At 44.8% G+C, this 25,979-nt stretch carries 18 protein-coding genes; 4 read left to right on the top strand and 14 right to left on the bottom strand.

Annotated elements, in window-relative coordinates; genetic code table 11:
* Window positions 1–282: 282 nt before the first annotated feature.
* From NG798_RS14765 to rpsT, 5 genes are all read right to left on the bottom strand, one after another.
* Window positions 283–4,371, bottom strand: coding sequence for a DNA-directed RNA polymerase subunit beta' (locus NG798_RS14765; protein WP_375338967.1), 4,089 nt, complete (start codon window positions 4,369–4,371; stop codon window positions 283–285).
* 184 nt (window positions 4,372–4,555) lie between these two features.
* On the bottom strand, window positions 4,556–6,430 hold the full coding sequence (locus NG798_RS14760; protein WP_261224293.1) for a DNA-directed RNA polymerase subunit gamma: 1,875 nt from the start codon (window positions 6,428–6,430) through the stop codon (window positions 4,556–4,558).
* A gap of 492 nt (window positions 6,431–6,922) precedes the next feature.
* Window positions 6,923–10,243 carry a DNA-directed RNA polymerase subunit beta gene (rpoB, locus tag NG798_RS14755; RefSeq protein WP_261224291.1) on the bottom strand — a complete coding sequence of 1,107 codons (3,321 nt, stop codon included), beginning with the start codon at window positions 10,241–10,243 and terminating at the stop codon, window positions 6,923–6,925.
* 178 nt (window positions 10,244–10,421) lie between these two features.
* Window positions 10,422–11,261 (bottom strand): TatD family hydrolase, encoded by an 840-nt coding sequence (locus NG798_RS14750; protein WP_261224418.1) that lies wholly within the window; start codon window positions 11,259–11,261, stop codon window positions 10,422–10,424.
* Window positions 11,262–11,493: 232 nt separating this feature from the next.
* Window positions 11,494–11,805, bottom strand: coding sequence for a 30S ribosomal protein S20 (rpsT, locus tag NG798_RS14745; protein WP_261224289.1), 312 nt, complete (start codon window positions 11,803–11,805; stop codon window positions 11,494–11,496).
* Window positions 11,806–12,344: 539 nt separating this feature from the next.
* On the opposite strand from rpsT, the gene hisD reads away from it, so the two are divergent.
* The 3 genes from hisD (at window position 12,345) to NG798_RS14730 (ending at window position 14,730) form a co-directional block, all read left to right on the top strand.
* On the top strand, window positions 12,345–13,688 hold the full coding sequence (gene hisD / locus NG798_RS14740) for a histidinol dehydrogenase (protein WP_261224287.1): 1,344 nt from the start codon (window positions 12,345–12,347) through the stop codon (window positions 13,686–13,688).
* Window positions 13,689–13,907: 219 nt separating this feature from the next.
* A complete protein-coding gene (locus tag NG798_RS14735) occupies window positions 13,908–14,342 on the top strand; it encodes a universal stress protein (protein WP_261224285.1) in 435 nt (144 codons plus the stop codon).
* Window positions 14,343–14,424: 82 nt separating this feature from the next.
* On the top strand, window positions 14,425–14,730 hold the full coding sequence (locus tag NG798_RS14730) for a DUF4090 family protein (protein WP_261224283.1): 306 nt from the start codon (window positions 14,425–14,427) through the stop codon (window positions 14,728–14,730).
* A gap of 149 nt (window positions 14,731–14,879) precedes the next feature.
* On the opposite strand, the gene NG798_RS14725 is transcribed toward NG798_RS14730, so the two are convergent.
* From NG798_RS14725 to NG798_RS14705, 5 genes are all read right to left on the bottom strand, one after another.
* Window positions 14,880–15,305, bottom strand: coding sequence for a YidH family protein (locus tag NG798_RS14725; protein ID WP_261224281.1), 426 nt, complete (start codon window positions 15,303–15,305; stop codon window positions 14,880–14,882).
* A gap of 214 nt (window positions 15,306–15,519) precedes the next feature.
* Complete coding sequence (locus NG798_RS14720) at window positions 15,520–16,182, bottom strand: hypothetical protein (protein ID WP_261224279.1); 663 nt, start codon at window positions 16,180–16,182, stop codon at window positions 15,520–15,522.
* Between the two features lie 208 nt (window positions 16,183–16,390).
* The gene (locus NG798_RS14715) at window positions 16,391–17,056 is read right to left on the bottom strand and encodes a cadmium resistance transporter (protein ID WP_261224277.1); all 666 of its coding nucleotides are present in this window, start codon (window positions 17,054–17,056) and stop codon (window positions 16,391–16,393) included.
* Window positions 17,057–17,069: 13 nt separating this feature from the next.
* Complete coding sequence (locus NG798_RS14710; RefSeq protein ID WP_261224275.1) at window positions 17,070–17,780, bottom strand: cadmium resistance transporter; 711 nt, start codon at window positions 17,778–17,780, stop codon at window positions 17,070–17,072.
* A gap of 148 nt (window positions 17,781–17,928) precedes the next feature.
* A complete protein-coding gene (locus NG798_RS14705; protein ID WP_261224273.1) occupies window positions 17,929–19,383 on the bottom strand; it encodes an APC family permease in 1,455 nt (484 codons plus the stop codon).
* Window positions 19,384–19,669: 286 nt separating this feature from the next.
* Between NG798_RS14705 and NG798_RS14700 the strand changes: the two genes are divergently transcribed.
* Window positions 19,670–20,650 (top strand): LysR substrate-binding domain-containing protein, encoded by a 981-nt coding sequence (locus NG798_RS14700; protein ID WP_261224271.1) that lies wholly within the window; start codon window positions 19,670–19,672, stop codon window positions 20,648–20,650.
* Here NG798_RS14700 and NG798_RS14695 read toward each other — a convergent pair.
* The 4 genes from NG798_RS14695 to NG798_RS14680 all read right to left on the bottom strand — a co-directional run bounded on the left by NG798_RS14695 (window position 20,647) and on the right by NG798_RS14680 (window position 25,978).
* Window positions 20,647–21,507 (bottom strand): prohibitin family protein, encoded by an 861-nt coding sequence (locus tag NG798_RS14695; RefSeq protein WP_261224269.1) that lies wholly within the window; start codon window positions 21,505–21,507, stop codon window positions 20,647–20,649. The genes NG798_RS14700 and NG798_RS14695 overlap by 4 nt on opposite strands.
* Before the next feature lie 125 nt (window positions 21,508–21,632).
* Window positions 21,633–22,085 carry a hypothetical protein gene (locus NG798_RS14690; RefSeq protein ID WP_261224267.1) on the bottom strand — a complete coding sequence of 151 codons (453 nt, stop codon included), beginning with the start codon at window positions 22,083–22,085 and terminating at the stop codon, window positions 21,633–21,635.
* Between the two features lie 204 nt (window positions 22,086–22,289).
* Window positions 22,290–23,738, bottom strand: a complete 1,449-nt coding sequence (locus NG798_RS14685; RefSeq protein ID WP_261224264.1) for a mechanosensitive ion channel domain-containing protein — start codon at window positions 23,736–23,738, stop codon at window positions 22,290–22,292.
* Entirely contained in the window at window positions 23,735–25,978 is a 2,244-nt protein-coding gene (locus NG798_RS14680) for an adenylate/guanylate cyclase domain-containing protein (RefSeq protein WP_261224262.1), read from the bottom strand. The genes NG798_RS14685 and NG798_RS14680 overlap by 4 nt, the downstream gene beginning before the upstream one ends.
* Window position 25,979 lies beyond the last annotated feature (1 nt).

The following is a 25,979-nucleotide window of genomic DNA, read 5'->3' as shown; positions in this document are numbered from 1 at the left end:
CACGCTCGGTGTGGCACTTGTCGAAGGGTGCTTGCTCAGTTTTGTATGTTGCTGAATTTTGCAGGGGCAATTAACCTGGAAACTGCCCCGCGACAGGAAAATCAGAGGTTAATTGTAATTGATCAAAAGTTAATAGAAAAAACTAATGGCTAGTTGACCGCTAAACCTAAAAAAAAGGATCTTTTGTTTCCAAAAGACCCTTACTGAGCTAAGTTCTAGGCTGAATTAGGAATTAAAAATCAGAAAAAACTAATCATCAAAACCTAATTCCATTCAACCATCCTATTCAAAGTCCTCATCCTCATCTAAATCATCATCAAAGTCATCTACATCATCAAACCCATCATCCAAGCGGGATACCTCCTCAGAATCTACAGGCTCTTTAACCCCGCCAAACAAAGCAGCACTAGCGCCTTTGGCAGAACCAGCATCAGTGTCCTCATCATCATAAAAACCTGAATCCCAATTGCGAGCAAGTCGGTCATCTAGGAGATCCGAATCTAAAACAACCTCCTCATCCAAAACACCCACATCAACGCCATCGGATAACTCAGGAGAAATGGCTAAATCCTCATAAGCATTAAACCCAGTGCCGGCAGGAATCAACCGGCCAATAATCACATTTTCCTTCAAACCGCGTAACCAATCAGACTTGCCCTCAATCGCCGCCTCAGTCAAGACACGAGTAGTCTCCTGGAAAGAAGCAGCAGAAATAAACGAATCAGTATTCAAAGAAGCCTTCGTAATCCCCAACAAAACAGGGGTATATTGAGCCGGTGCCCCCCCCGTAATGCTCATAGCCTCATTGACCTGCTCAACCGCACGCAACTCAATTAACTCCCCAGGCAGCATTGTTGTATCCCCTCCATCATCAATCCGCACCTTAGAAGTCATCTGCCGAACAATCACCTCAATATGCTTATCAGAAATATCAATCCCCTGAGATTGATAAACCGACTGCACCTCAGCTACCAAGAACATCTGCACAGCAGAAAAAGACAACAAAGCGGCCTCATACTCACCCAAAGTATCGCGGTGAATATTATAAAAAACCTCCAAAATTTCATGGGGATTGGCCGGCCCATCCGTAATAGGCTGCCCTGCAACAACTGACTCGCCATCGGAAACTATCGCATTTTGACTTTGACCAATCACATACTCAGCAATTGCCCCAGTTTCCTCAATGACGCGCACTGAAACATTATCATCCTCACCATACTCAACCTCTGCAACACCGGCACCCCGGCATAAAATACAAGCTTCTTTTGGCTTCCGAGCCTCTAAAAGCTCTTCAATTCGAGGCAGACCTTGAATAATATCCCCAGTTTTTGTCCGCTCAAAAACCAACAGCACTAACAAATCACCGCGTTGCACCAAACTACCATCCTCTACATGAAGCACAGCCCCACTAGAAACACGGTAAGGACGCGCTAGACGGATACGAACCTCAAACTCATCAGCCCCCTCAGCTACAGGAGAAACACTCAAAACCTGACCAGATTCCAACGCCGGCACCCCAGGAGCAATCTCTGCACTTCCAGCGACCAATAAATCACCCGTTTTCACGCTCACCGGCACCTTAGAATGAACGCTAAAGGAATCCGAATCACGCATTACCAAGACTCGACGAACTACCTCTGAGCCGGTGCGAATTCCCCCAACGATACCAGATTCCTTGCATTGAATCTCCGTTCGGGCCACAACCTCACCGGCAACAATCCGGTCGCCATCCTCCACCAAAATCCGAGTATTTGTACTCCCAGAAAGCGCATCGGCAGCCACATCCCGGCGTACAATCAAAGATTCCAAAATCACCAACTGTAAACGCAAAAGATCGGCATCTTCCTCAGAACGAACCAACTCAATATCAGCCGCTAACTGAGTATTTCCATCAATCTCTAAAATCAACTGAGTGCGTAATAAATCAACGCCTTCAACAGACTTAACCCGTTCCCCATCTTTATAAGGCAAACGCTGCACAGAACGCAGAACCAAGTTAGTATCACCTTGCTCAGATTCTTGAGAAGGAATATCTACCGGCCCCATAACAGGGAACTCCAAAACCGGCCTTAACAACAAAGAAGCGCCCTCTGTTGATTCAACATATTCGACATACCGTAAATCATTAACCGTTACACCGGCCAACAATTCCGTACCCTCAGTAACAAACTGGCCATCTTTAGCAATAGCCGCCTCTGGGTCATCGACAATCACCAGTTCCCCTGGTTTAATCAATATTTCGCGGAGAATATCATTCTTTTGAGTAATTTCGACAATCCCCGAATTTTGACAGAAAATATCCTTAACAATTTCGGTTCCTGCCTCTACATATTGACCATCTTCGACCAAAAGCAAGGAAATATCCTTATTCACCTCATGGCATTCTTCAGGAATCCACAATAAAGTCCCACCTTTAAGGACATCATATCCTTGCTTTGCTTTGCCACGTTTTTGAACTTCAATGCCGGCATACTTAAGAATTCCACCAGTTGAAGTTCGATAAGATGAAGAGACTAACTCGGCAACAACCTGACCTGATTGAACCTTCATCCCCGGACTAACTTTCAGCAAAAACTGCCCCATCCCGCTAGTTTCCAAAATATAAGAGTTCTTATTTTGGTGGGACTCTTCACGCACCACAGCATTATTCAGCAAAACACTTGCTGTAATAATCTCAATTTCTCTGGGGCTAGAATCATCAACAGCAGGATTAAGACGAACAACTCCCCCATGAAGAGTTTGCAATTCTGTAATTGCTAAAACGCTCCCTGGAGAAACACGGTCGCCATTTTTAACAGTAGGTTCTGCACCAGGTGGTAAATTATACACTTCTCCCGACAAAACCCAAATTAGACCACCCCGCTGAGCGATCCGAGTAGTATTGCCTTGGCGGTCTGTTTTTTCTTCTGGGCTCAAGTCGGCAAAAAGCACTTCCCCTGCACTGGCGCTTGAAACGTCTTTTGTAGCTTTTTCGGTTGTTTTTCTGCTTTTTGTTCCCCCCAGCGGAATTTCGGCAATGACTTGATTTTGAGCAACAACTGAATTGTTTGCTGCCAAAAGAATTGAACCTGAAGAAACGGGTAAAATTTCCTTTTTCCCATCCGCACATTCGAGGGTAATTTCTGCGTTGGAAGATTCAACAATAAATGCTTCTTCTCCATGACGAGTCCGATAACCACGAACACGGAGATTTGAAGGAAAACGGACAACGCCTTTTTCTGATGCTCGAATGGTTTTAGCAATTTCGCCTGTAAACACACCGCCGGTGTGAAAAGTACGCATGGTTAGCTGAGTACCGGGTTCACCAATAGATTGAGCGGCAATAATACCTGCTGCTTCACCCAAATCAACCAGTTTAGCATGAGCAAGGCTCCAGCCGTAACACATTTGGCAGACACTTTTAGTGGCTGCACAAGTCAGTGGCGAACGGACACGAAGAGAAGGGATTTTTGCTTTATCAATTTCTTCGGCAATTTCCAGGCTGACGGCAGAATTTCGCGCTGCAATAACCTCGCCGGTACTAGAATGTATATCCTCGGCTAAAATCCGACCAAGCAGACGATCTTTGAGCGGAATTAAAACCCGGTCGCCATCTGTCATTGGTTTGATGAGGACGTTACGATCTGTCCCGCAGTCCACTTCCCGAACTATAACATCTTGGGCAACATCAACTAATCGCCGAGTTAAGTATCCTGAATCTGCTGTTCGTAGCGCCGTATCAACGAGTCCTTTTCTCGCCCCATACGATGAAATAATGTATTCTGTAACTGTTAAACCTTCTCGGAAATTGGTTTTAATAGGAAGGTCAATAATTTCTCCTTGAGGATCTGCCATCAGACCCCGCATTCCCACTAGCTGACGTACTTGGGAAATATTTCCCCGCGCTCCGGAGAAGGCCATCATATACACTGAGTTGAGTGGGTCTGTAGCCAGGAAGTGTTGAACTACTTCGTCTTTAAGTTCTTCTGAGGCTCCATTCCATGTGTCTATAACTTTTTGGAAACGCTCAACTTCTGTAATTTCGCCTCTCGTGTAGCGGTCTTCTGTTGTCCGAATTTCTTCTTCGGCTTTGTCTAGGAGGGCTCTTTTGATGGGGGGGATTTTTAGGTCATCAACGGAGATTGAAATTCCAGCTTTTGTGGCATACCGAAATCCCAAATCTTTGAGGCGATCAGCAACTTGCGCCGTCCGGGCAGTACCATGATGGGTAAAGGCCCAAGCGATGAGTTTTTTGAGTTGATTTTTGTCGATGATTCGATTGCGAAAGATCATGGTTTTACGATTGGTAGGGTGGAATGTTGAATGGCTGTTTTTTTCGTGGAGGGGCTGATCAAAGTTTTTTTCTTGTAACGTAGGGGCTGGTTTTACCAGATATTTTTGAAAATCTCCGGTTTCGCTATAGCCACACCCGCCTCGTCTCTTTCTCCTACGGGAGTGGCTATACTAACCCCAGCGAGGTTTCTCCCATATCTACGTTAAAAGCAGTGATCGGGGGTGAACTCCCCTCCTAGTTGTTTTCTGCGTTTTTTCTTTACCTGCGTTGAAAAATAGGCATTTACGTGAGGGCTTCGGTGATAACTTGATTAAGAATGATCCGACCCGCAGTTGTTTTGACAAATTGACTTAAGATTTTGCCAGATTTATCTTTGCGAATGCGTCGGTATTTGTAGATTATTGTTTGGCTACCGTCTAGCTCGTCGGTTTGTGTCTGGAGGGGTGTTGTGTCTGCTGCTGAAGATTCTACTTCTCCATCAAAGCGAACCCAGATGAATTGGTGAAGGTCGAGTTTTGATTGTTCATAGGCTATGACTGCTTCTTTTAGTGAGGAAAAGTAACGTTCTCCGCTATTTGGTAGGTTGGGGTTTTCGGCGGTGAGGTAATAGCAGCCTAGTACCATGTCTTGAGATGGTGTGATGATTGGCCGGCCGGTGGCTGGCGACATGATGTTGTTGCAGGCTAACATCAGCAGTCGGGCTTCTGCTTGCGATTCGATGGAAAGGGGAACGTGCACGGCCATTTGGTCTCCGTCGAAGTCGGCGTTGAAGGCTGGACAGACTAGGGGGTGCAGTTGGATGGCCCGTCCTTCTACTAGGATAGGTTCAAATGCTTGAATCCCCAGCCGGTGTAGTGTGGGGGCCCGGTTAAGCATTACAGGATGCCCTTCGATTACTTCTTCGAGTATGTCCCATACGGCGGGGTCATTGCGTTGAATGAGTTTTTTGGCTGCTTTGATGTTGTTAACGAGCCCTTGACGGATGAGCCGGTGTATGACAAATGGTTGAAATAGCTCTATTGCCATTTCACGGGGCAGTCCGCATTGGTGGATTTTGAGTTTGGGGCCAACAACGATAACAGATCGGCCTGAGTAGTCTACACGTTTACCGAGCAGGTTTTGGCGGAAGCGTCCTTGTTTACCTTCGATGATGTCTGAGAGTGATTTGAGGGGCCGGTTGTTTGCTCCTACTACTGTGCGTCCCCTTCTCCCGTTATCTATGAGGGCGTCTACTGCTTCTTGCAGCATCCTTTTTTCGTTCCGGATGATGATTTCGGGTGCGAGGATTTCTTGCAGTCTTGCTAGGCGGTTATTTCTGTTTATCACTCTTCGGTAGAGGTCGTTAAGGTCGCTTGTGGCAAACCGGCCACCGTCGAGTTGTACCATTGGCCGAAGATCGGGAGGTATAACGGGGATAACCGAGAGTACCATCCAACTTGGTAACGAGCCGGTGGCGATAAAGTTATCTATAACTCTCAGCCTTTTTATGAGTTTGGCTCGTTTTTGTCCCTTGGCGCTCCCTATTTCTTCTCTCAGTCTTTCTGCTTCCTCCTCTAGTTTAATATCTTCTAGTAGTCTCTGTAGTGCTTCTGCTCCAATCCCTACTTCTATCCCAGAAAGTTGAGAATCTTCGCTATAAAGTTGATCTTCTATTTCTACCCATTGGTCCTCTGTCAGTAGTTGTTTATATTGCAGCTGATCGTGGTTACCTGCCTGGAGTACCACATAAGCATTAAAATAAACAATTTGTTCCACATCTCTTAATGGCATATCTAACAATATTGCCATATAGCTTGGAATGCCTTTGAGATACCAGACATGAGCTACCGGCGCGGCTAATTTAATAAATCCCATCCGATGCCGTCTTACTCTTGATTCTGTTACCTCTACTCCACATCTTTCACAAACTATTCCTCTATGTCTTACGCGCTTGTATTTGCCACAATGACATTCCCAATCTTTTGCCGGCCCGAAAATTCGCTCACAAAATAAACCATCCATTTCCGGTTTTAGTGTCCGGTAATTAATAGTCTCCGGTTTGGTTACTTCTCCCACTACTTGACCATTTGGAAGCGTCCTTTCTCCCCATTGCCGAATTCTTTCTGGTGAGGCTAAACCAATTTTGACGTAATCAAATCTCTGCTCTATTTTTGCCATTTTTCCTCTTACTTAATAATTAAGTTTTCCAACTTTAACCTGAATCTCTCACATTTACTTCCAAGTCTGAATTTTGGCTATTTCGTAAATCGTCTTTCTTGAAACTCCATATTCTTTGGCTAAATTACTCTTTATTTTCACCGGCTCTCAGACGATTTCTTATGCCTCTACTTGTTCTTTTGTCAGCTTTGGCTTCGTTGAATAAAACTGTCTGGAGTTCGGGGGTGCTTGGCAAGCTTATCTTTACAGAGTAAGCCGTGTTCAATATTGTATATTAAGGCACGAGAAACTTTATACTCTGCTTGCAAGCACTGTCTGCTTTTCTCCTAAAGCTAGTTTTTCTCGAATTTCATCCACTTGCTCCTGAGTCTGTTTCCGGTTAGCAGGACGTTGCAATATTGTATAGGTTTAAAAACCGGCTTTTAAGTAATTGCCCTTTAGTGCCTAGCTTCCGCTATTCTTAGCACTAAAGAGCAATCACTTTCTACCTTACTAATCCTCGTCAGAATCAAAAGACTCGCGCGAGACAGCTTCATAAGTTGGACGAGTAGGAGCACGGCGGGAAGCAACATCTGCCATCAGATCCACCTCTACATCACGCGAAGTCCCATCCTCTTTCGTTTCTACCTTGTGCACGGCAATATCCAAACACAAAGACTGCAACTCACGCATCAACACCTTAAACGACTCTGGTGTCCCTGGACGAGGAATGGATTTGCCTTTGACAATAGCATTGAGAGCCTCATTACGACCTTGCATATCATCTGATTTAACAGTCAGCAACTCTTGCAAAGTATATGCAGCCCCAAACGCTTCCAAAGCCCAAACTTCCATTTCACCAAAGCGCTGACCACCTTGTTGAGCTTTACCGCCCAGAGGTTGCTGAGTAACCAAGGAATAGGGGCCGGTAGAACGAGCGTGAATTTTATCATCCACTAAGTGAACGAGCTTCAGCATATAAGCCTTACCGATAGTCACCGGCCGGTCAAAAGCCTCACCCGTGCGGCCATCCATAACAGTTGTTTTTCCAGGGTTTTCCTCATCAAACAACCAGTCATGGCCGGTTTTCTTTTTAGCCTCATTAAGCTTGAAATGAACGGTTTCTCGTGACTTTTCTGGCCCGTGCATTTCATCAAAGGGTGTAATTTTAAAACGCACGCCCAAATTTTCACCGGCCCAACCCAACAAGCACTCAAAAATCTGGCCTACATTCATCCGAGAAGGCACACCCAAGGGATTGAGAACAATATCCACTGGTCGGCCATCTGGCAAATAAGGCATATCTTCTATCGGCAGAATTCGAGAAATAATCCCTTTATTGCCGTGCCGGCCAGCCATTTTATCGCCCACCTGGATTTTACGTTTTTGGGCCACATAGACCCGAACGACCATATTAGCCCCAGGAGGAAGCTCGTCTCCTTGTTCACGGGTAAACACCCGAACATCAACGACTCTGCCTTTCTCACCATTTGGCACCCGCAAACTATTGTCGCGGACATCACGGGCTTTTTCACCAAAAATGGCCCGCAAAAGTTTTTCTTCGGGGGGTTGATCGGATTCTCCTTTGGGAGTCACTTTACCCACCAAAATATCACCCGACTCTACCCAAGCTCCTGTGCGGATAATTCCGTTTTCGTCTAATTGACGCAACGCATCTTCACCCACGTTCGGAATTTCACGGGTAATTTCTTCTGGCCCCAACTTAGTTTGACGCGCTTCAATTTCGTACTTTTCAACGTGAATTGAAGTGTACACATCGTGATACACCAAACGCTCGGAAATTAAAATCGCGTCTTCGTAGTTGTAGCCTTCCCAAGGCATATAAGCCACGAGAATATTTTGACCTAAAGCCAGTTCGCCGCCTTCGGTAGCCGAACCATCTGCCATCACCTGACCGGCCACCACGTCATCTCCCTCAAAAACAATCGGTCTTTGATTAAGACAAGTATCCTGGTTAGATCGTTGATATTTTTGCAGTTGGTATTCAATTTCTGCCGGTTGAGGGCCATCTGGTGTTTTCGGAGTCGGACGAACCCGGATGCGTTCTGCATCTACATGAGTGACGATCCCATCGGTTCGAGAGACAATCACCATCCCAGAGTCGCGGGCGGCTTGAGCTTCCAGGCCGGTACCTACGAGAGGCCGTTCAGGACGCAAAAGTGGTACAGCTTGGCGCTGCATATTAGATCCCATCAAAGCGCGGTTAGCGTCGTCGTGTTCCAAAAATGGAATCAACGAAGTAGCCACCGAAATAATTTGAACAGGGCTAACGGCCACATAGTCCACTTGGTCGGGGCGAGTGGTGGTAAATTCTTGACGATAGCGTACTGCTACTAGCTCGCCTTGAATATAACCATTTTCATCGACGGTAATATCCCCAGGAGCCACGCGGAGGTCGTCTTCTTCATCGGCGGTCATAAAAACAGCCGCTTGGTCTTTTAAGACTCGTCCGTTTTCGACACGATAAAAGGGTGTGGCAATGAAACCGTAGGAGTTAACACGAGCGTGAGTGGCCAAAGAGCCGATCAAGCCTGCATTCGGCCCTTCTGGAGTTTCAATAGGACAAACGCGCCCGTAGTGAGAGGGGTGAATATCTCGGACTGCAAAACCGGCCCGTTCCCGCGTTAAACCACCAGGGCCCAAAGCAGACAAGCGCCGTTTGTGGGTCAGTTCTGCCAATGGGTTTGTCTGATCCATAAACTGTGATAGCTGCGAAGAGCCAAAAAACTCTTTGATAGCAGCAACCAGCGGTTTCGGGTTAACCAGAGATGTCGGCGTTAAAGCGTCTGCATCGGATACTGTCATGCGTTCGCGGATGATGCGTTCGAGCCGGTTTAACCCCACCCTCACTTGGTTTTGCAGCAGCTCGCCAACGGAGCGGACGCGGCGGTTGCCCAAGTGGTCGATGTCGTCGGTTTGGCCGATATCAAACTCTAAGTTAATCAGGTAGTCCACCGCCGACAGGATATCTTGGGGGGTAAGGACGCGAGTGGTGTCTGGGATATTGAGGCGCAGTTTGCGGTTAAGTTTATACCGGCCTACTTTGCCCAAGTCATAACGTTTGGGGTCAAAAAACCTCGAATCTAGCAACTGCTGTCCGCCTGATACTGTCGGCGGTTCGCCCGGTCGCAGTTTGCGATATAGCTCCATCAGAGCTTCTTCTTCGCTGTACTGGCCTTCTTTTTCGATAGTTTTTTGGAAGTATTCCGGGTGGCGCAGAGCATCGTAGATTTCGTTGTCGGTCAGGCCCAACGCTTTTAGCAAAACTTGAGCGCTGAGTTTGCGGGTTTTATCAATTCGCACCCAAACGAGATCGTTTTTGTCGGTTTCAAATTTTAACCAGGCTCCTCGGTTGGGGATGAGGGAGGCGTTATAGCTGCGGCGACCGTTTTTGTCGGTTTCTGATTTGTAATAAACTCCGGGGGAGCGGACAATTTGGTTAACGATGACGCGCTCTGCACCGTTAATAATAAATGTGCCTCGGTCTGTCATCAGGGGCAATTCCCCGATAAAGACTTCTTGCTCTTTGATTTCGCCGGTTTCTTTATTAATTAAACGGGTGGGCACATACATTTGGACTGAGTATGTGCTGTCGCGGCGTTTTGCTTCGTCTACGTCGTATTTGGGACGCTTGAGTTTGTAGTCTTTGCCAATAAAGTGTAGTTCTAGCTTGCCGGTGTAGTCGGTTATCGGCGAAAAGCTATTAAGTTCTTCAATAAGTCCCTCTTCCAAGAACCAGCGGAAACTTGCTCGTTGGATTTCCACTAGGTCGGGTAGGGTAAAGGCCGGTGTGGTGTATGTTTGCTCTGTCATGCGTCCTCCGGTAGTAGCCAGACCGCGAGTTTGGTATTATACCTGGTCTTGTTCAATCTGTCATTTGTCATTGGTCATTTGTCATTGGTCATTTCATTAGTTCTTAGCGAAGAACAAATGAGCTTTGACGATTGACGATTAATGATTGACTGGGGAATTGTGCCGCTGGGGGGTTAATTTAAGATAAAACAGCAAAGTTTTCTTGGCCCGAATAGGCCAGTTGTGGTTTGTGGTTGGCCGCAAGGGTGAGGTTAAATAGCCGACAGGCGTTTTCTGTGGTTTCCCTGGCTAAAGTTTCCAGAGACTCTCCGCGAAGTTTAGCCACTTGTTCGGCGACTTGTCGGACGTAGGCCGGTTCGTTACGTTTTCCCCGTTTGGGAACGGGGGCGAGAAACGGACAGTCTGTTTCGATTAAGATCCGATCACTGGGTACAATACAAGCAGAATCCTGTATCTGGGTGGCTTTTTTGAAGGTGACTGTGCCGCTGAAACTAATATAGAAACCAAGGTCTAAAAACCATTGGGTTTCTTCTGGTGTGCCTCCCCAGCAGTGCATTACTCCTGAGACCGGCCCGTTTTTGTCCCAGAATGTCTGTAATTGTTCGCGCATTTGGGCGGCGGCATCTCGGCAGTGGATGATGACTGGTTTTTTCAGCTTCTGGGCTATTTTTAGCTGGGCTTCAAAGACTTTATGTTGCAGTTCAAAGTTTTCTGCTTTATAAAAGTCTAAGCCCGTCTCCCCTATCGCCACTACTCTGCTGTCGCTCAAAGCAAGCTGCTCTATCTCGACTATGGTTGTAGCTCCGCACTCGTGTGCGTCTAAAGGGTGTAACCCAACCGCGAAAAAAAGTTCATCAAAGCGATCTGCCAGACGTTGGATACTGCCAAATTCTTGCGGAGTTACACAGGAATGGATTAAACAAACCACTCCTGAAGCTCGCCAACGTTCTGCTATCTCCGCTAGATCGTTGGAGAAAGCCTCAAAGTTAATATGAACGTGGGTATCTATCAACTGTATGGGTTGGTCGGGCATGGGTGGGGAACCCCGAAATTTTCTCCGCACGGAATGGCTAAGAATAAATTGTAGCTTAAATACCGGCACAGATGCCGGCCCGTACCAATTTTTTCCGCTTAGAACCTTTTTGGTTTAAAAAAGCGGATACAGGTCGGCCGGCTAACTATTTGCGGCGTGTTTTTTAGATGAGTCGATTAAAGAAAAACCTACCACACGCGGAAGGTGTTTTTTAATCTTAGGAGGCTGCTTGCGTAGCCCCAGAGCCGGTGTAGGGCTTGAGGGCTCTAGCGAGACGAGATTTTTTTCTCGCCGCGTTGTTGCGGTGCAGAACTCCTTTTTTAACGGCTTTGTCGATTTTGCTGTAGGCTTCCGACATCCGCGCTTCGACTTCTTTTAGTTGGTCATCAGAAGGCGTGGCGGCGTATTTGGCCACAGCCGCCAAATAATTTTTCATCAGAGTTTTAACTGCTGATGAGTAGGTTCTGTTTCGTAAGCGGTTGCGTTCGGCGATTTGGACGCGCTTGATCGCAGATTTGATGTTTGCCACAGTCTATCCTGTAAAAAAGCTCTATGATTGTTGACAAGCTTGCTTTCTAATACATTTCCCTTACGCTTGGTGGAACAGAAGCGTCCATCAAGGAAAGATGGCACTCTCGCTTGATGAAAGTGGAGAGTTAGAAGAAAGCTGAAACCTTGGGCTGCTAAGCATTGCGGTATCAAACCTAACCTTAGAACCAAGTGCGAGTTGCTAAAAGGTAATCGGGGGGGTTTGACGGCCTTAATTGTACCGTAAACTTAAGTCTTAGGTCAATCTAAGTAAGCTGTTGGAAAAACTAATATAGCATTTGTTGGCATAAATTTGCGATCCATCGAGAAAATCTCGGTTAAGCTTATAGAAACACCAGTAAAAGGTTTAGTCTGCTATCAAGAGAGCGGTCAGCCGTTAGCTGGATCTCAGCGGTCTGGGGTTATGACAAACTCTGTGACAGTTGGGCTTCAAAGTTAACTGAGGTGTCCAAAGCTACTCACTCGATGTCAGGCAAATAATTTTACAAGCGGTAATTCCTAGATTGGCATTTCTATTCCATGCTGCGAATCATAACTGAGCGGTCTGAGGCAGAGGTTGAACTGCGACGGATCTGCGAACGCACTCACGATGAGGCTGTTGTCCATAAAGAGGCGACGGTTCGGGAGGTGTTGCAGGCCGTGAAACGTCAGGGCGACCGAGCGCTGCTGCATTATACAGAAGAATTTGACGGGCAAAAGCTTAACTCTGAGCAGTTGCGGGTCAGTGGGTCTGAATTAGATGCTGCTTACCAGCAGGTGTCAAAAGAGTTGCTGGATGCGATCCGGTTGGCGCGTAAACAAATTGAGGCGTTTCACCGGCAGCGCATTCCTAAATCTTGGGTTCAGTTTGGCGAGGATGAGATCGTCCTTGGCAAGCGGTACACACCAGTAGACCGAGCGGGGCTATATGTGCCTGGCGGTCGAGCGGCTTATCCGAGTACCGTGCTGATGAATGCGATACCTGCTAAGGTGGCCGGTGTGCCGCGTATTGTGATGTGTACGCCGCCCGGTCAAGAAAAAACCCTCAATCCAGCGGTGCTGGTAGCGGCGCAGGAAGCGGGCGTAGAGGAAATTTACCGGGTGGGAGGCGCTCAGGCGATTGCCGCTTTGGCCTATGGCACAGAAACAATTCCAAAGGTGGATGTGATCACCGGCCCCGGTAATATATATGTGACGCTGGCGAAAAAGCTGGTGTACGGAACGGTGGGAATTGATTCTCTGGCCGGCCCGTCGGAAGTGCTGGTGATTGCGGATGCTCAGGCAAACCCTGTTTATGTGGCAGCGGATATGCTGGCCCAGGCAGAACATGACCCGATGGCCGCAGCAATTTTGCTGACTACTGATTTACAATTGGCCCGCAAGGTTGTGGCTGAGGTTGACCGACAGTTGGCTGATCACCCGCGCCGGTTACTGACAGAAAAGGCCATTGCTCATTATGGCTTAGTGGTGGTGGTGGATTCGCTTTCAACGGCAGCAGAATTGTCAAATCAATTTGCCCCAGAACATTTAGAGTTAGAAGTTGGCGATCCTTGGGGGTTGTTGGAGCAAATTCGCCACGCAGGAGCGATTTTTTTAGGGAATTCGACACCGGAGGCGGTGGGCGATTATCTGGCTGGGCCAAACCATACGCTGCCAACTTCAGGTGCGGCGCGTTATACGTCGGCGCTGGGAGTGGATACTTTTATTAAACATTCAAGTTTGATTCAGTATTCGCCGGCAGCATTGCAAAAAATGAGTGGTGCGATCCAGGCGCTGGCAAAGGCAGAAGGACTGCCATCTCATGCTGATTCCGTTCGCTTGCGGACTCAAAATAAGGAGAGTTGGGGCATGGTTGACACAGAGCAACAGAACGGAGAAGGATAATTTTAGAACTTGTTTCTAGGATCTAATCTTTGGCGGCCAGTTGCTTATTAATGGTGAGGCGGAATTTTCTTTTGGGGAAAATGCCGCTTTTTAGGTTTGAGGATTGCGAAATTAAGTCAAGACTGTTATGCTGCTCTCTCGACGCCAAAACCAGAAAAATACTATTGAATGGTCTAGGCTTTGACGCGCAATTGTTTTAGGTTTGAGGAGATTTGATAGGTGCTGAAAACAATTTTGGTGGCCCTGGATAGTTCAGAACTTTCTCATCAAGTTGTTGAGACTTTAATAGGGGATCTCCAGATCCAACCGGCAACTAAAATGATCTTGGCTCATGTGATTACCAGGCGGAATGCTGAGGTGGAAATTGCGGCTGACCGGCCTGGAGTTGTTGGGCTACAAGATGAAATTCCTTACCGACATCTGGAAAAACAGTTGCAGTCTTATCAGTCTCAGTTACCTTGTGAGAGTGAGTTGGAAATTGTCACCGGCGATCCGGCTGAGGAAATTATACGTTTGGCTAATATCTACCATGCGGATTTGATTGTGATTGGCAATCGCGGTTTAACGGGGATGAAACGTATTATTGAGGGTTCGGTGAGTTCTCAGGTGGTGGCTGATGCGCCTTGTTCGGTTTTGGTGGTTAAGCCTAAATAAATTATAGTTTATGCTCAATTGGAGATTTGAGGGTGCGGCCTTGGTAGAATGCTGGCTGTAATTGTTTTTGTGATGTGTTGCTATGTCCTCAGATTTGAATGATCAGATGAGTTCGACTACAGGCGCTGATGCAATTGATGTGGCGATTGCTAAGGGTATTGATTTTGATGGTAGTCCAATTCCTGCCGAGAAACTTGATCTTTATAATAAGGTGATGGGTTTAGAGGCCGGTCGGCAGCGTAGTGGTGTTTCTAATACTATGCGCTCTCGAATTGTCAGAATTGGGGCAAAACATATTGCTCAAGATGAGTTGAATCAAATGTTGGTTGATGCCGGTTTTGCCGGGTTAAAAGATAAAGAAATTGCTTTCTATTACGGCGCTAAGTAAGGTCGTACTTTTAGCAAGTTCCCTGGCTTTGCTGGGGAACCAAAAATGCTAGAAAATACATAAACTGGCATTTTTGTCAAGGTATTTATGACGGCAGAATTAATAGACTAGAGAAATTGTATTTTTGAAGGCCGGTATCCGGATGTTTTTTATTCGGAAATAACGATGTTCATAGGATTGAGAGGGGCTGTGAATACGAAATAAATAACACCGGCACCTAAAAGAGTTATGGCAAGGGTAAATAAAATTATCCAACGATCCGGGGGTTCATAGGTATCTTCATCTATGTCTCGGCGGACGGCGAAATAATGTTGAGTTGAAAGTAATACGGTGCTTAATCCTACTAAAGAAAATAGTAATCCTAGTTTCCAGCCGGTGCCTAAATGAGGGACAAGGGGTGGTTGAAAAAGACGAAGGCGGATAATTACTACTCCAAAACCCATTAATGCAATGGCGGTACGCATCCAGGCGAGGTAGGTGCGTTCGTTGGCGAGGTGATCTCTGACTCGTGATGGGTTGAGATAGGGTGATTTCTTGGGTTGTTCGTGGGTAGGGGGCTTGAATGGTAGAAGCATCGGAGGAAAGGGTTTATATTCTATATTATTTGTAGGATGGGTAGAGCGTAAGCGAAACCCATTAAAGCGTCGAGAGTGTTGGGTTTCGTTCCTCTACCCAACCTACATTACACTGAGGGATTTTTTCAGCGTTGATAGAGGCTTAGAGTGTTGGGTTTCGTTCCTCTACCCAACCTACATTACACTGAGGGATTTTTTCAGCGTTGATAGAGGCTTAGTCTTCTTCGCTTTCTAGGGTGGGTGCGTTGGCTACGCGAGATTCAATGGCGGCTTGAGCAACGTCGGGAATAAACCAGTTTACTTCACCGGCTGTGAATATTTGGGCAAAGGGTGCGGTGAATTCAAGGGCTGAAGTTTCGGGGTTGTTTTTGATGGTTAATTGGGTGCCATCGACGATTTTGAGGGCGAGGGGAGTGCCTATTTCTTGGGCGGTTTTTGTTTGGTCTAAGCTGCTAACTTTGATACCGGCGGGTAAATAAATTCCGTCACAGTCCCATTCGTAGGCGGTGGTTTGTCCGTTTTCTAGGAAGTAAAGGGCGTTTTCATAGGAGGACGGGGATTTTTTGCGTTTGGGGCCATAAACGGCGATGGTTTTGCCGGTTTGGTTTTGGCATTGTCCCCAGCGGGGGCCGGTTTCTAGGGTGTATTTTTGAAATTCTAAATCGGCTATTTGTTTTTGAATTTGTTCGGGGGTTGCTGTTTGCGCTAGGGTTTGGTTTGTTTGGGCGGCTTTCAGGGTGTTGAGGCTTTGTGTGATTTGGATGTAGTCAGGATTTTTTGCGTAGGAAGGTGTTTCTGGTTCGGCAAATGAGGCCGGTGCAAATACCAAGTTTAAGACGAAAATCAGACCGATCAGAAGGGTGGTTAAAACGTTCATGGTTTTTTCCTTTTCCTAGTTTGTAAGGTTTTTGAAAGGTAGAGAATGGTAGAAAATTTCTGTGTTTTAGCTTTTAGGTTCTAGCTTTTTTACAGAAAATTTTGTTTGAAATTTGATTCTAATTTCGCATATTTTGCCTCCTATTTATAATTAATTTTTTTCTTATATGAGTTTTTAAAAAGAAAGAAAAAAGCTTGATTTGAGGAATTTAAAAGTGGGTAAAAGACAAGCTCAACAAAGTGTAGCTTTTGTTTTCAGCGATGATAAATACTCCTAAAGCAATGAGGACAAAGGGGACAAGGGCATGACCATAGTTTGATAAAACTTTTGTGGTTGCTGAGTGGCGAGTCAGCCAGTAAGCGAGATAGCACCAAACGGCGATTAAGAGGTAAAAAATTAACAGAATAATGCTGAGTTTGAGTGCGTTGCTACTGGCAAAGAGGGATACATAAATGCCGATGTTGTCTCCTCCATTGGCGAAGGTTACGGCGGCGACTTTGTAGGTTTGGGGATGAAAGAAATGGGCGACTTTGGAATTTAAACCTGTGCCGGTGGGAGAGGATAAGTCTATGGAAACATTTTGAACTTCTTGGGAGTTCTTTTCAGGCTTGAAGAGTTTAGTTATGCCGATAATGATGGGGATAAATCCTAAAAGACCAATCCAGGGTTTAGGTAAAATTAAACCGCCAAAGTAACCGGGGAGACTAGCAAGAAGGATGAGGCTAAAACCAAGATATTGACCGGCTATTATGTGCTGGGGACGGAAGTTGTCGTTGACTTGCGAGAAAAATATTGTCAAGATGAGAATATCGTCAATATTTGTGGCGACAAAAGATGTAACTCCAGCTACAATGACCCCGGTAAGCCAGTCCATAACGTCTCCGTTTTTATTCTGCTAAGTTGTGTTCTATGGGTTTTTGACCCCAATTTTTTTTAACTAAACCCATCAAACATAGACAGCTTGCGAGTAAGGCGAGGGGGCTTAAGGCGTGGCTTTTTAGGATAATAAATACGCCTAATCCTATTAAGACAAAGGGGACGAAGAGGTTGCCGTAGCGGGTGAGGATTTCGGCGATTGTTGGTTGATGAGTTAGTTTATAGGCAGCGTAACACCAAACGCCAACGAGTGTAAAGAAAACTCCGATAATGACGGCTAAACTTTCTAAAGCGCTGTTAGCAAATAGGGGAACATAAATTCCGATGTTATCGCTTCCGTTGGCGACGGTGACGGCGGCGACGCTGTAGGTTTGAGGAGAGAAAATGTTGGCTAAAGTAGAGGGTTGAGATGATTCGATTTCTGGTGGGGTTTCGTCGGCGGTTTCTTCGTTTTCAGGGTTGAGTAGCCGGCTTAAACCGAATCCGATGGGTGCTAAACCTAGTAAGCCTACCCAATGAGGGGGAAAAATCATGCCGCCAAAGAATCCTGGGAGGCTGGCGAGAACTAATGCAAAAAAGCCTAAATATTGTCCTAATACGACGTGATGCCGGCGAAAGGTTGTGTTTACTTGGGAAAAAAACAGCAGCAGGATGATTAAGTCGTCGAGGTTTGTGGCGGTGAAGGCTGTTAGGCCGGTGGGGATTGCATGAATTAGGTTCATTGTGTTTTTTCCTTTTTTAAAGTAACAAATTGGATACCATTTTTTTGAAGCGTTAGGGAAGATATTTATCTAGCTGCTTAAGAAGGTGGCTATGAATTGGGAGATGTGTTTGTTAGCTTCATAAAAATGGTAGGAGAGGAATTAGTTTTTAAATGTTGTCGGCATCGCTAAAGCGGATGTGAATTTCTTCGATTGATTGTTCCATTTGGGTGATGATTTCGGGGGAGCGTAGTCTTTGGAGAATAAACCAACCGCAGGTGGTGATTAAGTAGAGTAAGAAGAGGTAAGGAAAGGCGTCGTAGGGAGGTTCGGGGACGGGGAATAAGGTGCTCCCTGGAATGCCGGTGGTTCCGAGGACTGGTATCATCATAAATCCTACGGCTAAGATTGAGAATATGAGGTGAATTGGCCGGAGTTTTTTGATTTTGTACAGATAAAATGGGGCGGCAATGGAAACGAGAATATAGGTCATTAAGAAACCGAAGGAACAGATGGTGCCGAAGTAGGCCATGCTCTCGAAGAGTTTGACGTGAAATAGGGTTAAGCTGGTGGGGATTAAAAACATGAGCAGAGAACACATTGTGACGGCAATGTGGGGGGTTTTGTTAGAAGCATGGGCTTCGCCAAAGGAGTTATGAAATAGTCCGTGACGCGCCATCATAAAGAAGATTCTTGCTGCTGGGTTTATGCTGCCGAGAACGCAGGCGAAGAAGCTGATTAGGGTGCAAAGGCTGATGATTTCTCCTAAGAAGCCGATGCCGGCTTGTTGAGCGAGAAAGCTTAAGGGGGCTTCGTTTTCGGCGAGGTTTGCTGTGGTACCACTGAAGCCGAGGACTTCAACGTAGGCCATAAAGATGAAGAAAATGCCGGCTAAGATTGTGCTGCCTAAAACAGAAAGGGGTATGGTTTTTAGGGGGTTTTTTGCTTCGTCTCCGAGGGTTGTAGCGCTTTCAAATCCTGAAAATCCGAAGACGACGAGGACGAGTCCCATTGCTATGCCGCTGGGGGTTGCTGAGTGTAGGCTTAGTTGATTTAGGTCGATAGCAAAGCCTTTATGTGCCCAAATAATGATGCCTAAAAATAGAATTAAAGCGACGGATATTCCTTCTAATATTAAGAGGGCGCGGGCGGAAAGTTCGATATCTTTGTAGGCAAAGTACCAAGATATTCCGGCTCCGATTGCTAATAAAGTGATTGGGGAAATATGGATGCCTAAATGTGAGATGATTGTGCCTCCAAAGTTGGCGAATCCGCATAATACGGACATTCCTGTGAAGAGGTAACCGAGGACTAAACTCCAGCCCGAAATGACGCCGAAGGTGGGGCCAAGTCCTTTGACTATGTAAGAGTAAAGAGAGCCTGGTGAAGCGGATCGGCTGGCGAATTGATTGATGTTTAGGCTAACGAATGTTAGGCCGATTACTCCAATGAGAAAACTTAGCCAGGTGCCGTTTCCTGAAAGGGCAAAGATTAAGCCTAAATTTGCGGCTGGGGTGGTGATTGGTGCGATGACGGCGATGGATTGGCCTAATACTTCTCCGAAGGGTAGGCAGTCTGGTTTGAGCCCGTGAGCACTCTGATTTATTTGTTTGGCTTTTGACATTTGTTTGTCTCCCTTTTAAGCCCCAAGCACATGGTTTTAGAAGCAGATCATTTTGATTGTGCGGGGAGTGCTGAGTTGTGGATTTGGCCTTGGATTGGTGCCGGCTGTCAAAGGCTTGATATTAATTTACGGGGAGTAATCGATAGAAGCAAATGTTTTTTTTTATTAAATTAATAACTTCAAGTAATCGAAGCTACAGACAAACTCTTTATTTTACTATATTTTTATATAAAAGAAGTTGGATTTTTTATTTATTTTTTTCTTGGGCTAGTACAGAGAGGGCTAAATGCTTTCAATTAGCCTGGAAAGTTGTTTTGTTTTGCAGAGTCTATTGGCTATGGCGCGAATGACGATTGAGCAGTTACGAATTTTTTTAGCGGTCGCTGAAGAGCAGCATTTTACTCGTGCGGCGGAGATGCTTTATATTACTCAACCAGCTGTTAGTTCGGCGATTCAAAGTTTGGAAGAGGAATATGGAGTTAAGCTTTTTCATCGCATTGGCCGGCGTATTGAGATTACTCAGGCGGGTAAATTGTTGCAAGTTGAAGCACAAAAAATTTTGGATTGTGTGGCTTTGACGGAACGGGGGTTAAGAGAATTAAATAATTTTCAGCGGGGTGAGTTGAAATTGGGTTCGAGTTTGACTGTGGGTAATTATTGGTTGCCAGAAAAAATTAGCCGGTTTAAGCGTAAGTATCCGGGGATTTCTGTAGATTGTGTTTTGGCGAATACTGAGGAGATTTGTGAGGGTACGGCGACTGGTTTGTTTGATTTGGGTTTGATTGAAGCGGAGGTGAAACCTTCTTTAAAAAGTTGTTTGGATTTTGAGCCTGTGGGGGGTGATCATTTGGTGATTGTGGTGGGCAAGTCTCATCCTTGGTATGAGCGGGGTAAAATTGATTTGGCTGAGCTTTATAGCACCGGCTGGGTGATGCGAGAGTCTGGTTCGGGGACTCAGCAGAGTTTTGAGAAGGCTTTAGAAAGTTGGGGTGTTGCTATTAGTAATTTGGATGTTATATTGGTTTTAAATACGGGGGAAATGGTTAAGGCAGTTGTGGAAACTGGGGTCGGCGCTACGGCTATTTCTGAGCTAATGGTATCTAAAGAAATTCAACTTGAGACTCTTCGGAAAATAGGTGTAACAGTAGAAAAGGATGGCTTAGAAGTGGAGTTAGAAATTGAACGATTCTTTTTATCTTTAAAACATAAAAAGCGTTTTCAAACTCGGATTGCGCGGGCTTTTGAAAAAATTTTAAACAGTGTTTAATTAATGGGTTGCTGAGGTATTTCTGGGGGTGGGGTTGGTTGGGGTGTGGGGGTCTGTTGGGTGATGATTTGTTGGAGATCCAGCAAGACTCTGGCGCCGGTTTCTCCGACAATTATGGGCAGAGTTCCGTTCCATTTTTCGAGGGCTTGTTTTTGTAAGATTTCTGGGGTTAGGTTTTCTCTGAGGAGCCGGTTTGCTTCGGCTTCGCCTTTGGCGATGTTGACTTTTGCTTCGGCTTCTTTAGCGGCTTTTTGGGCGAGAAATTCGGCTCTTTTTGCTTCTTGTTCGGCGATTTGTTTGGCTTCTACGGCGTCGCTAAAGCGTTGGGAAAAGTAAACATGAACAAGGGAGAGATCGTCTACTGCGATGTTGTAGGTGGCGAGTCTCGTGCTGAGTAGGTTGTCTACATTGCTTTTAACTTCTCCTCTTTTTGTGATGATTTCTTCGGCGGTGTATTTTGCCATAACTGCTTTTAATACTTCTTCTACAGCAGGGTTAATTATGCGGTCGATGATTTGCATTTCATCTCCGATTTGTTGAAAGATTAGGTTAACTTTTTCTGGGAAAAAATGCCAGTTTAGGGCAACTTCTGTAAAAACGTCTTGGAGGTCTTTTGAGGAGGCTTCGGAGGTGATTTGTTGTTTTTGGATGCGAACGCTGATTTTTTGGACGGTGTTTGCAAGGGGAATGATGAGGTGTATTCCTTCGTTTAAGATGTTGTTTTGGACTTTTCCAAATAACATTAAAACACCCCGTTGACCTGCGTTAACAATGACAAAGGGGTTAAAAATAATGGCTATAAGGGCGATGAGTAAGGCTATTTTGCCGGCTTTTGTGAGGCTGGTTTTTCTTTTCATACTTTTTGGAAAATGCTATCTATTTTGATATGGTAGCATAGTTGATATTTTAGGGTTGAAAAGAAATTTTTGGAGCCTAATAAAGCTTTTATTTTGGATTTTCGGAGCTTGAAAAAGTTGCTGAATTAGCTGCCGGGAAATAAGTTAGGGACTTCTAATATTTTAAATTGAATGAGGGCAACTATTAGGATTGTGTAGGCGGTGGATGATATAAATCCTGAAATCAGTTCTTGTTTGAGGTTACGCGGTTTGTCTTGTTGTAAAACGTCGAGAGCACCGGCTTGCATAAATAATATCCCAACGATGTTTGTTATCCAGTAGCCGGCGATGGAGGCTGGTAGCATTAAATCGGGGGAAAACCAACTGCAAGCGTAGCCAAAGCAATAGGCGATAGGTAAATTAAATATTAGGTCGTTCCACCAGCAAAGGGGGGATAGTAGATAGCCAATTACTAATAAAATTCCGCCTCGGAGCTTTTTTAAAATGTTGGGTTTTATGGGGGTTATGGTTTCGGTTTCTAAAACTTCGTTTGTGGAGGCGGCTAGTTGGTAATTGGCGGTTTTGTTGGTGTTTTCCATAAATGTACTAAATCCCGATGGGTTTACCGTACTTTAATAATAACACACATATTTAAATTGGCCTATATCTTAGGGGGAGAAAGAGGAAGTAAATTTAATCTATCCAGAGAAAGGTTAAAAATTTCATTTTTTATGGTAAAGCGGTGAAAAGTTTGGAAGCGTAGGATGGTTAGATGACTTTGAGGGGGTAGTTTGGGGATGAGGTTAGAGACTAAACAAGTTTTTTAAGCGTTTACGAACCCAAACCCGGAGATTTTTATCATCTTCGGCGGCGTTAACTAATCCCATTTCCCGGAGTTGTTGCTGACGTTGAGCGAGTTCTTCTTGGTGTTTTCCAAGTTCTTGTACCATGACTTCTGAGAGTTCAGGATTTTCGCGTAAAAGCTTTTCAAAACCTTTGTTTGTAATCACAAATAAGATGGTTTCTTCTTTGGCTCGCACGGTGGCGGTGCGGGGAATTCCGAGCATTAAGGCAAGTTCGCCGAAAAATTTTCCGGCTGTTAAATTGGTGAGATGTTTGTTAATTTTTTCGACATAAACTTCTACGGAACCTGACAAGATGATATAAAAAGCGTTGCCCGGATCGCCTTCGTGAAATAGGATTTCAGAGGCTAGTAAGCGTTTGCGGTAGCCGATTTCAATTAATTGCCGCAGTTCTAAGTCTGTGAGGTTTTGAAAGTAGGTAACTTGTCGTAGTAAATCGCGCAAGGCTAGGGGTTTTACGGCGGGAGATGGTATAGGCCGGTGGTGGACTTCGGCTAATTCTTGAGGTACTTCTCGTTGGCGGCGGCCAAAGTTTAAAACTTCAGGATTTCGCAACCATAAATCTCTTTGGGGGAAGGGTATATTAATTCCTTGCTGGCGGAGGTTGTATTCAACTATAAAGTTTATAGAACTGGTAACGGGGATTTTTTGATCAATGCGATTAATCCAGACTTGGAGATCAAAATGCAGAGCGTTATCACCAAAGCCGTTAAAAATAACTTTGGGGGCTGGATCGGATAAAACTGCCGATTCCATGTAGGCAGATTTTAATAAAATTTCTGTGACTAATAGCGGATCGCTTTCATAAGCAACGCCTATGGGTATATGAATGCGTCCTGTATAGCTTTCTAAACTCCAGTTTACGAGTTTATTTTCAACTAATTTGCTGTTAGGAACTACGACATCGCTGCCGTCGAGAGTGCGAATGATTGTAGCACGAATTGCGATTTCTTTAACATAGCCAGAAAGACCATCAAATTCAACAAAATCACCTACTTTTACGGTTCTTTCAACGAGTAAGGTTAATCCGCTGACGAAGTTATTAGTAATGTTTTGTAAACCGAAACCAATGCCAACGCCTAAACCACCAGCAATTACGGCAATTGAAGCTAAATTAAATCCTGTTGTTTGAAGAATAAGAATGAATCCTAAAACAGCAAAGGCGTAGCTGATAATAGTGGAAAGTGCTTCGCGGTTGCCTTCATCAATTTTAAATTTAACGAGGAGCCGGCTTTTGAGAAATTTCTTTAATATTCGCGTAAATAAAATTAGCAGAGTTAACCATAAAATTATCTGAAAGATTGAAGAAATGGTTAGTTCTGCACCGGCTATTTTAAATCGATAAGTAAAAAATTGAGATGCCTGATTAAGAATTTGTGCTGGATTCATGTGGTTTTTAAGGTTTTATAAAGTTCATCTAGTTGGGTTGCAACTGCCGGCGGTTTGGAGGTAAAGCGGATATAAAAGCTTTGCTCGCCGGTTGGCTTTTCTAATACTTTGGCATAGATATCTTCACTTTTGCTGGGTTCAGTTGTGCTGAATAAATTAATTTTGAGGTTAGTGAGGGGTGGGGGTAGTGCCGGCTGAGTTTCATCAGTGTAAATTTCTGCGCTTTTGGCTGAAAGTTTAACCAGTTTGGCGAAAACAATTGCATCGCCGACATCTTTGCCTTCAATTAAGGAATATTGTAGGGCGATGGGTTGTGGAAGTGTTAAAAATATTTCTTCTTCTTTTGTCAGAAAACGATTATATTTTCCGCCAATTCCAGCTACTTCATAAATCATAATTGGATGGGCAACGCCTTTTGGATGAACTTGCCTTTCAGTTTCTATTTTAACAATATCCCCTGCTTCTTTTAAGGTACTTTCTGAGATTAAAATTTGGCTGCCGGTGGTGTAGGATTCTATGCGGTAGGTGAGGTTAACTTGACTGCCAACAATGCCGTATTTTGTGCGTTTTTCTGAGCCGATATTTCCTACTACAACTTCGCCGGTGTTGATGCCAATTCCCATTTCTAAGGCGGGTAAGTTCCATTCTTTCATTTTCTCATTTACGGCAGTCATTGCTTGCTGCATTGCCACTGCACAGGCGACTGCTCTTTTGGCATCATCTTCTCTCGCAGTTGGTGCACCAAATAAGACTAAAATACCATCTCCCATAAATTCATCAATGGTGCCTTGATAGGCGGTGATTATATCAGCCATATAACCAAGATAAAAATTAAGAATTTTGACGACTTCTTCGGGTTGGAATCTTTCAGAAATGGCTGTAAAGCCCCGTAAATCTGAAGTAAATATGGTAATTTTTCGGCGTTCGCCTCCGAGTTTTAAACCTTCAGGATTTTCTAATAAATTCGCTACCACTGCATCGGTAAGATAGCGTCCGAAAGTTTTGCGGATATCACCGGCACTACGAGCAATATAAGCGGTAATAGTAATAGTTGAACCGGCCAAAGCTAAAATCGGCGGAACTACCGGCACCCACCACCCCCAGTACAAAGCTAAATAGGTGATAGCGGTTAAAATTCCGCTAATTAAAATAGGAGTGGCTAACCGCTGAACAGGAAAAGTTTTTACGCCGCCAAAATACCGCAATTTCCAAGTTATGATTGCCCCTATAGTTGACCAGAAAAAAATCCATAACCACTCAACAATTTCTGGCCAAGATTTAATTAACTTTCGATTTTCTAAAGCTGTACTAATAATTTGACTCGTTAAATGAGCATGAATTTCTACTCCTGGCATCAAAACCGGCAAGCTGATCAAATCGCTGCTGTAGGGGGTAAAAAATACGTCTTTAAAACTTTCGCCAACTGTGCCAATTAAAATAATACGATTTTGTGCCCAATTTGGCGGGACTTTGTTTTCTAAAATATCGCTGAGAGAAACAATTTCAAAAGGCTGGTTTCCGCTGCGATAGTTGAGGAAAATTTGGGAACCTTTGGCATCTGCTCGCACATAACCACCATCGTTTGGTTCAAAAGGCGTAAAGTACATTTTACCGAGTTTCCAGTTGTTAGTACCTTCGATGGGTTCTGGAGAAATGCCTTTTTTATTTAAATAAAGTAAGGCTAAATATAAGGGAAAAGTATATATTGTTTCATCATTATTATTTTTAACATCTATTAATCCGCGACGTATTTTTTTATCGGCATCTTGAATTAAATCATTTGAGCCGGTTTGTCCTTTTTCTTTTAATTTTGGTGGCCCCGGAATAATATCTCGGTCGCGTTCACCAACTACTTTTTCAATACCGACTAAATTGGAAGTTGTTTCAAAGATTTTAACTAAATTTTGATGTCCTGGTTCCACCGGCTGATCTCGATAAATATCTAAACCAATGGCTGCCGGTTGCATCGCTTTTAATTTAGTGATAACATCCGCATAAACTTGATCAGGAATAATTGCTTGGCCTATCTTTTTAACATCAGCTTCATTAATACCTACTATCGCTATTCGGCTGTCTTTTTGTTCGGGGGGACGCAAGCGTAAAAATTGGTCATAAGCGGCCCATTCCCAGGATTGTAAAAGGCCGGTGAACCGCAGCAAGATAATAAAAATAGCAATGGTTGGCGATGTTAACAAAACGCCGCGCCATTGCCAGAGAAATTGTTTCCAGGGTGATTGCATA

It is taken from the genome of Ancylothrix sp. D3o (genome assembly GCF_025370775.1).
GTDB lineage: Bacteria > Cyanobacteriota > Cyanobacteriia > Cyanobacteriales > Oscillatoriaceae > Ancylothrix.
This window is presented reverse-complemented; position numbering and strand designations above follow the sequence as displayed.

What these genes read in the sequence shown, in the direction of transcription:
- NG798_RS14710 (WP_261224275.1), bottom strand. Translation starts at nt 17,780, where the DNA reads ATGAACCTAATTCATGCAATCCCCACCGGCCTAACAGCCTTCACCGCC.
- rpoB (WP_261224291.1), bottom strand. Translation starts at nt 10,243, where the DNA reads ATGACAGAGCAAACATACACCACACCGGCCTTTACCCTACCCGACCTA.
- NG798_RS14695 (WP_261224269.1), bottom strand. Translation starts at nt 21,507, where the DNA reads ATGAAAAGAAAAACCAGCCTCACAAAAGCCGGCAAAATAGCCTTACTC.
- NG798_RS14725 (WP_261224281.1), bottom strand. Translation starts at nt 15,305, where the DNA reads ATGCTTCTACCATTCAAGCCCCCTACCCACGAACAACCCAAGAAATCA.
- NG798_RS14760 (WP_261224293.1), bottom strand. Translation starts at nt 6,430, where the DNA reads ATGGCAAAAATAGAGCAGAGATTTGATTACGTCAAAATTGGTTTAGCC.
- NG798_RS14720 (WP_261224279.1), bottom strand. Translation starts at nt 16,182, where the DNA reads ATGAACGTTTTAACCACCCTTCTGATCGGTCTGATTTTCGTCTTAAAC.
- hisD (WP_261224287.1), top strand. Translation starts at nt 12,345, where the DNA reads ATGCTGCGAATCATAACTGAGCGGTCTGAGGCAGAGGTTGAACTGCGA.
- NG798_RS14715 (WP_261224277.1), bottom strand. Translation starts at nt 17,056, where the DNA reads ATGGACTGGCTTACCGGGGTCATTGTAGCTGGAGTTACATCTTTTGTC.
- NG798_RS14685 (WP_261224264.1), bottom strand. Translation starts at nt 23,738, where the DNA reads ATGAATCCAGCACAAATTCTTAATCAGGCATCTCAATTTTTTACTTAT.
- NG798_RS14690 (WP_261224267.1), bottom strand. Translation starts at nt 22,085, where the DNA reads ATGGAAAACACCAACAAAACCGCCAATTACCAACTAGCCGCCTCCACA.
- NG798_RS14700 (WP_261224271.1), top strand. Translation starts at nt 19,670, where the DNA reads ATGCTTTCAATTAGCCTGGAAAGTTGTTTTGTTTTGCAGAGTCTATTG.
- NG798_RS14705 (WP_261224273.1), bottom strand. Translation starts at nt 19,383, where the DNA reads ATGTCAAAAGCCAAACAAATAAATCAGAGTGCTCACGGGCTCAAACCA.
- NG798_RS14680 (WP_261224262.1), bottom strand. Translation starts at nt 25,978, where the DNA reads ATGCAATCACCCTGGAAACAATTTCTCTGGCAATGGCGCGGCGTTTTG.
- NG798_RS14730 (WP_261224283.1), top strand. Translation starts at nt 14,425, where the DNA reads ATGTCCTCAGATTTGAATGATCAGATGAGTTCGACTACAGGCGCTGAT.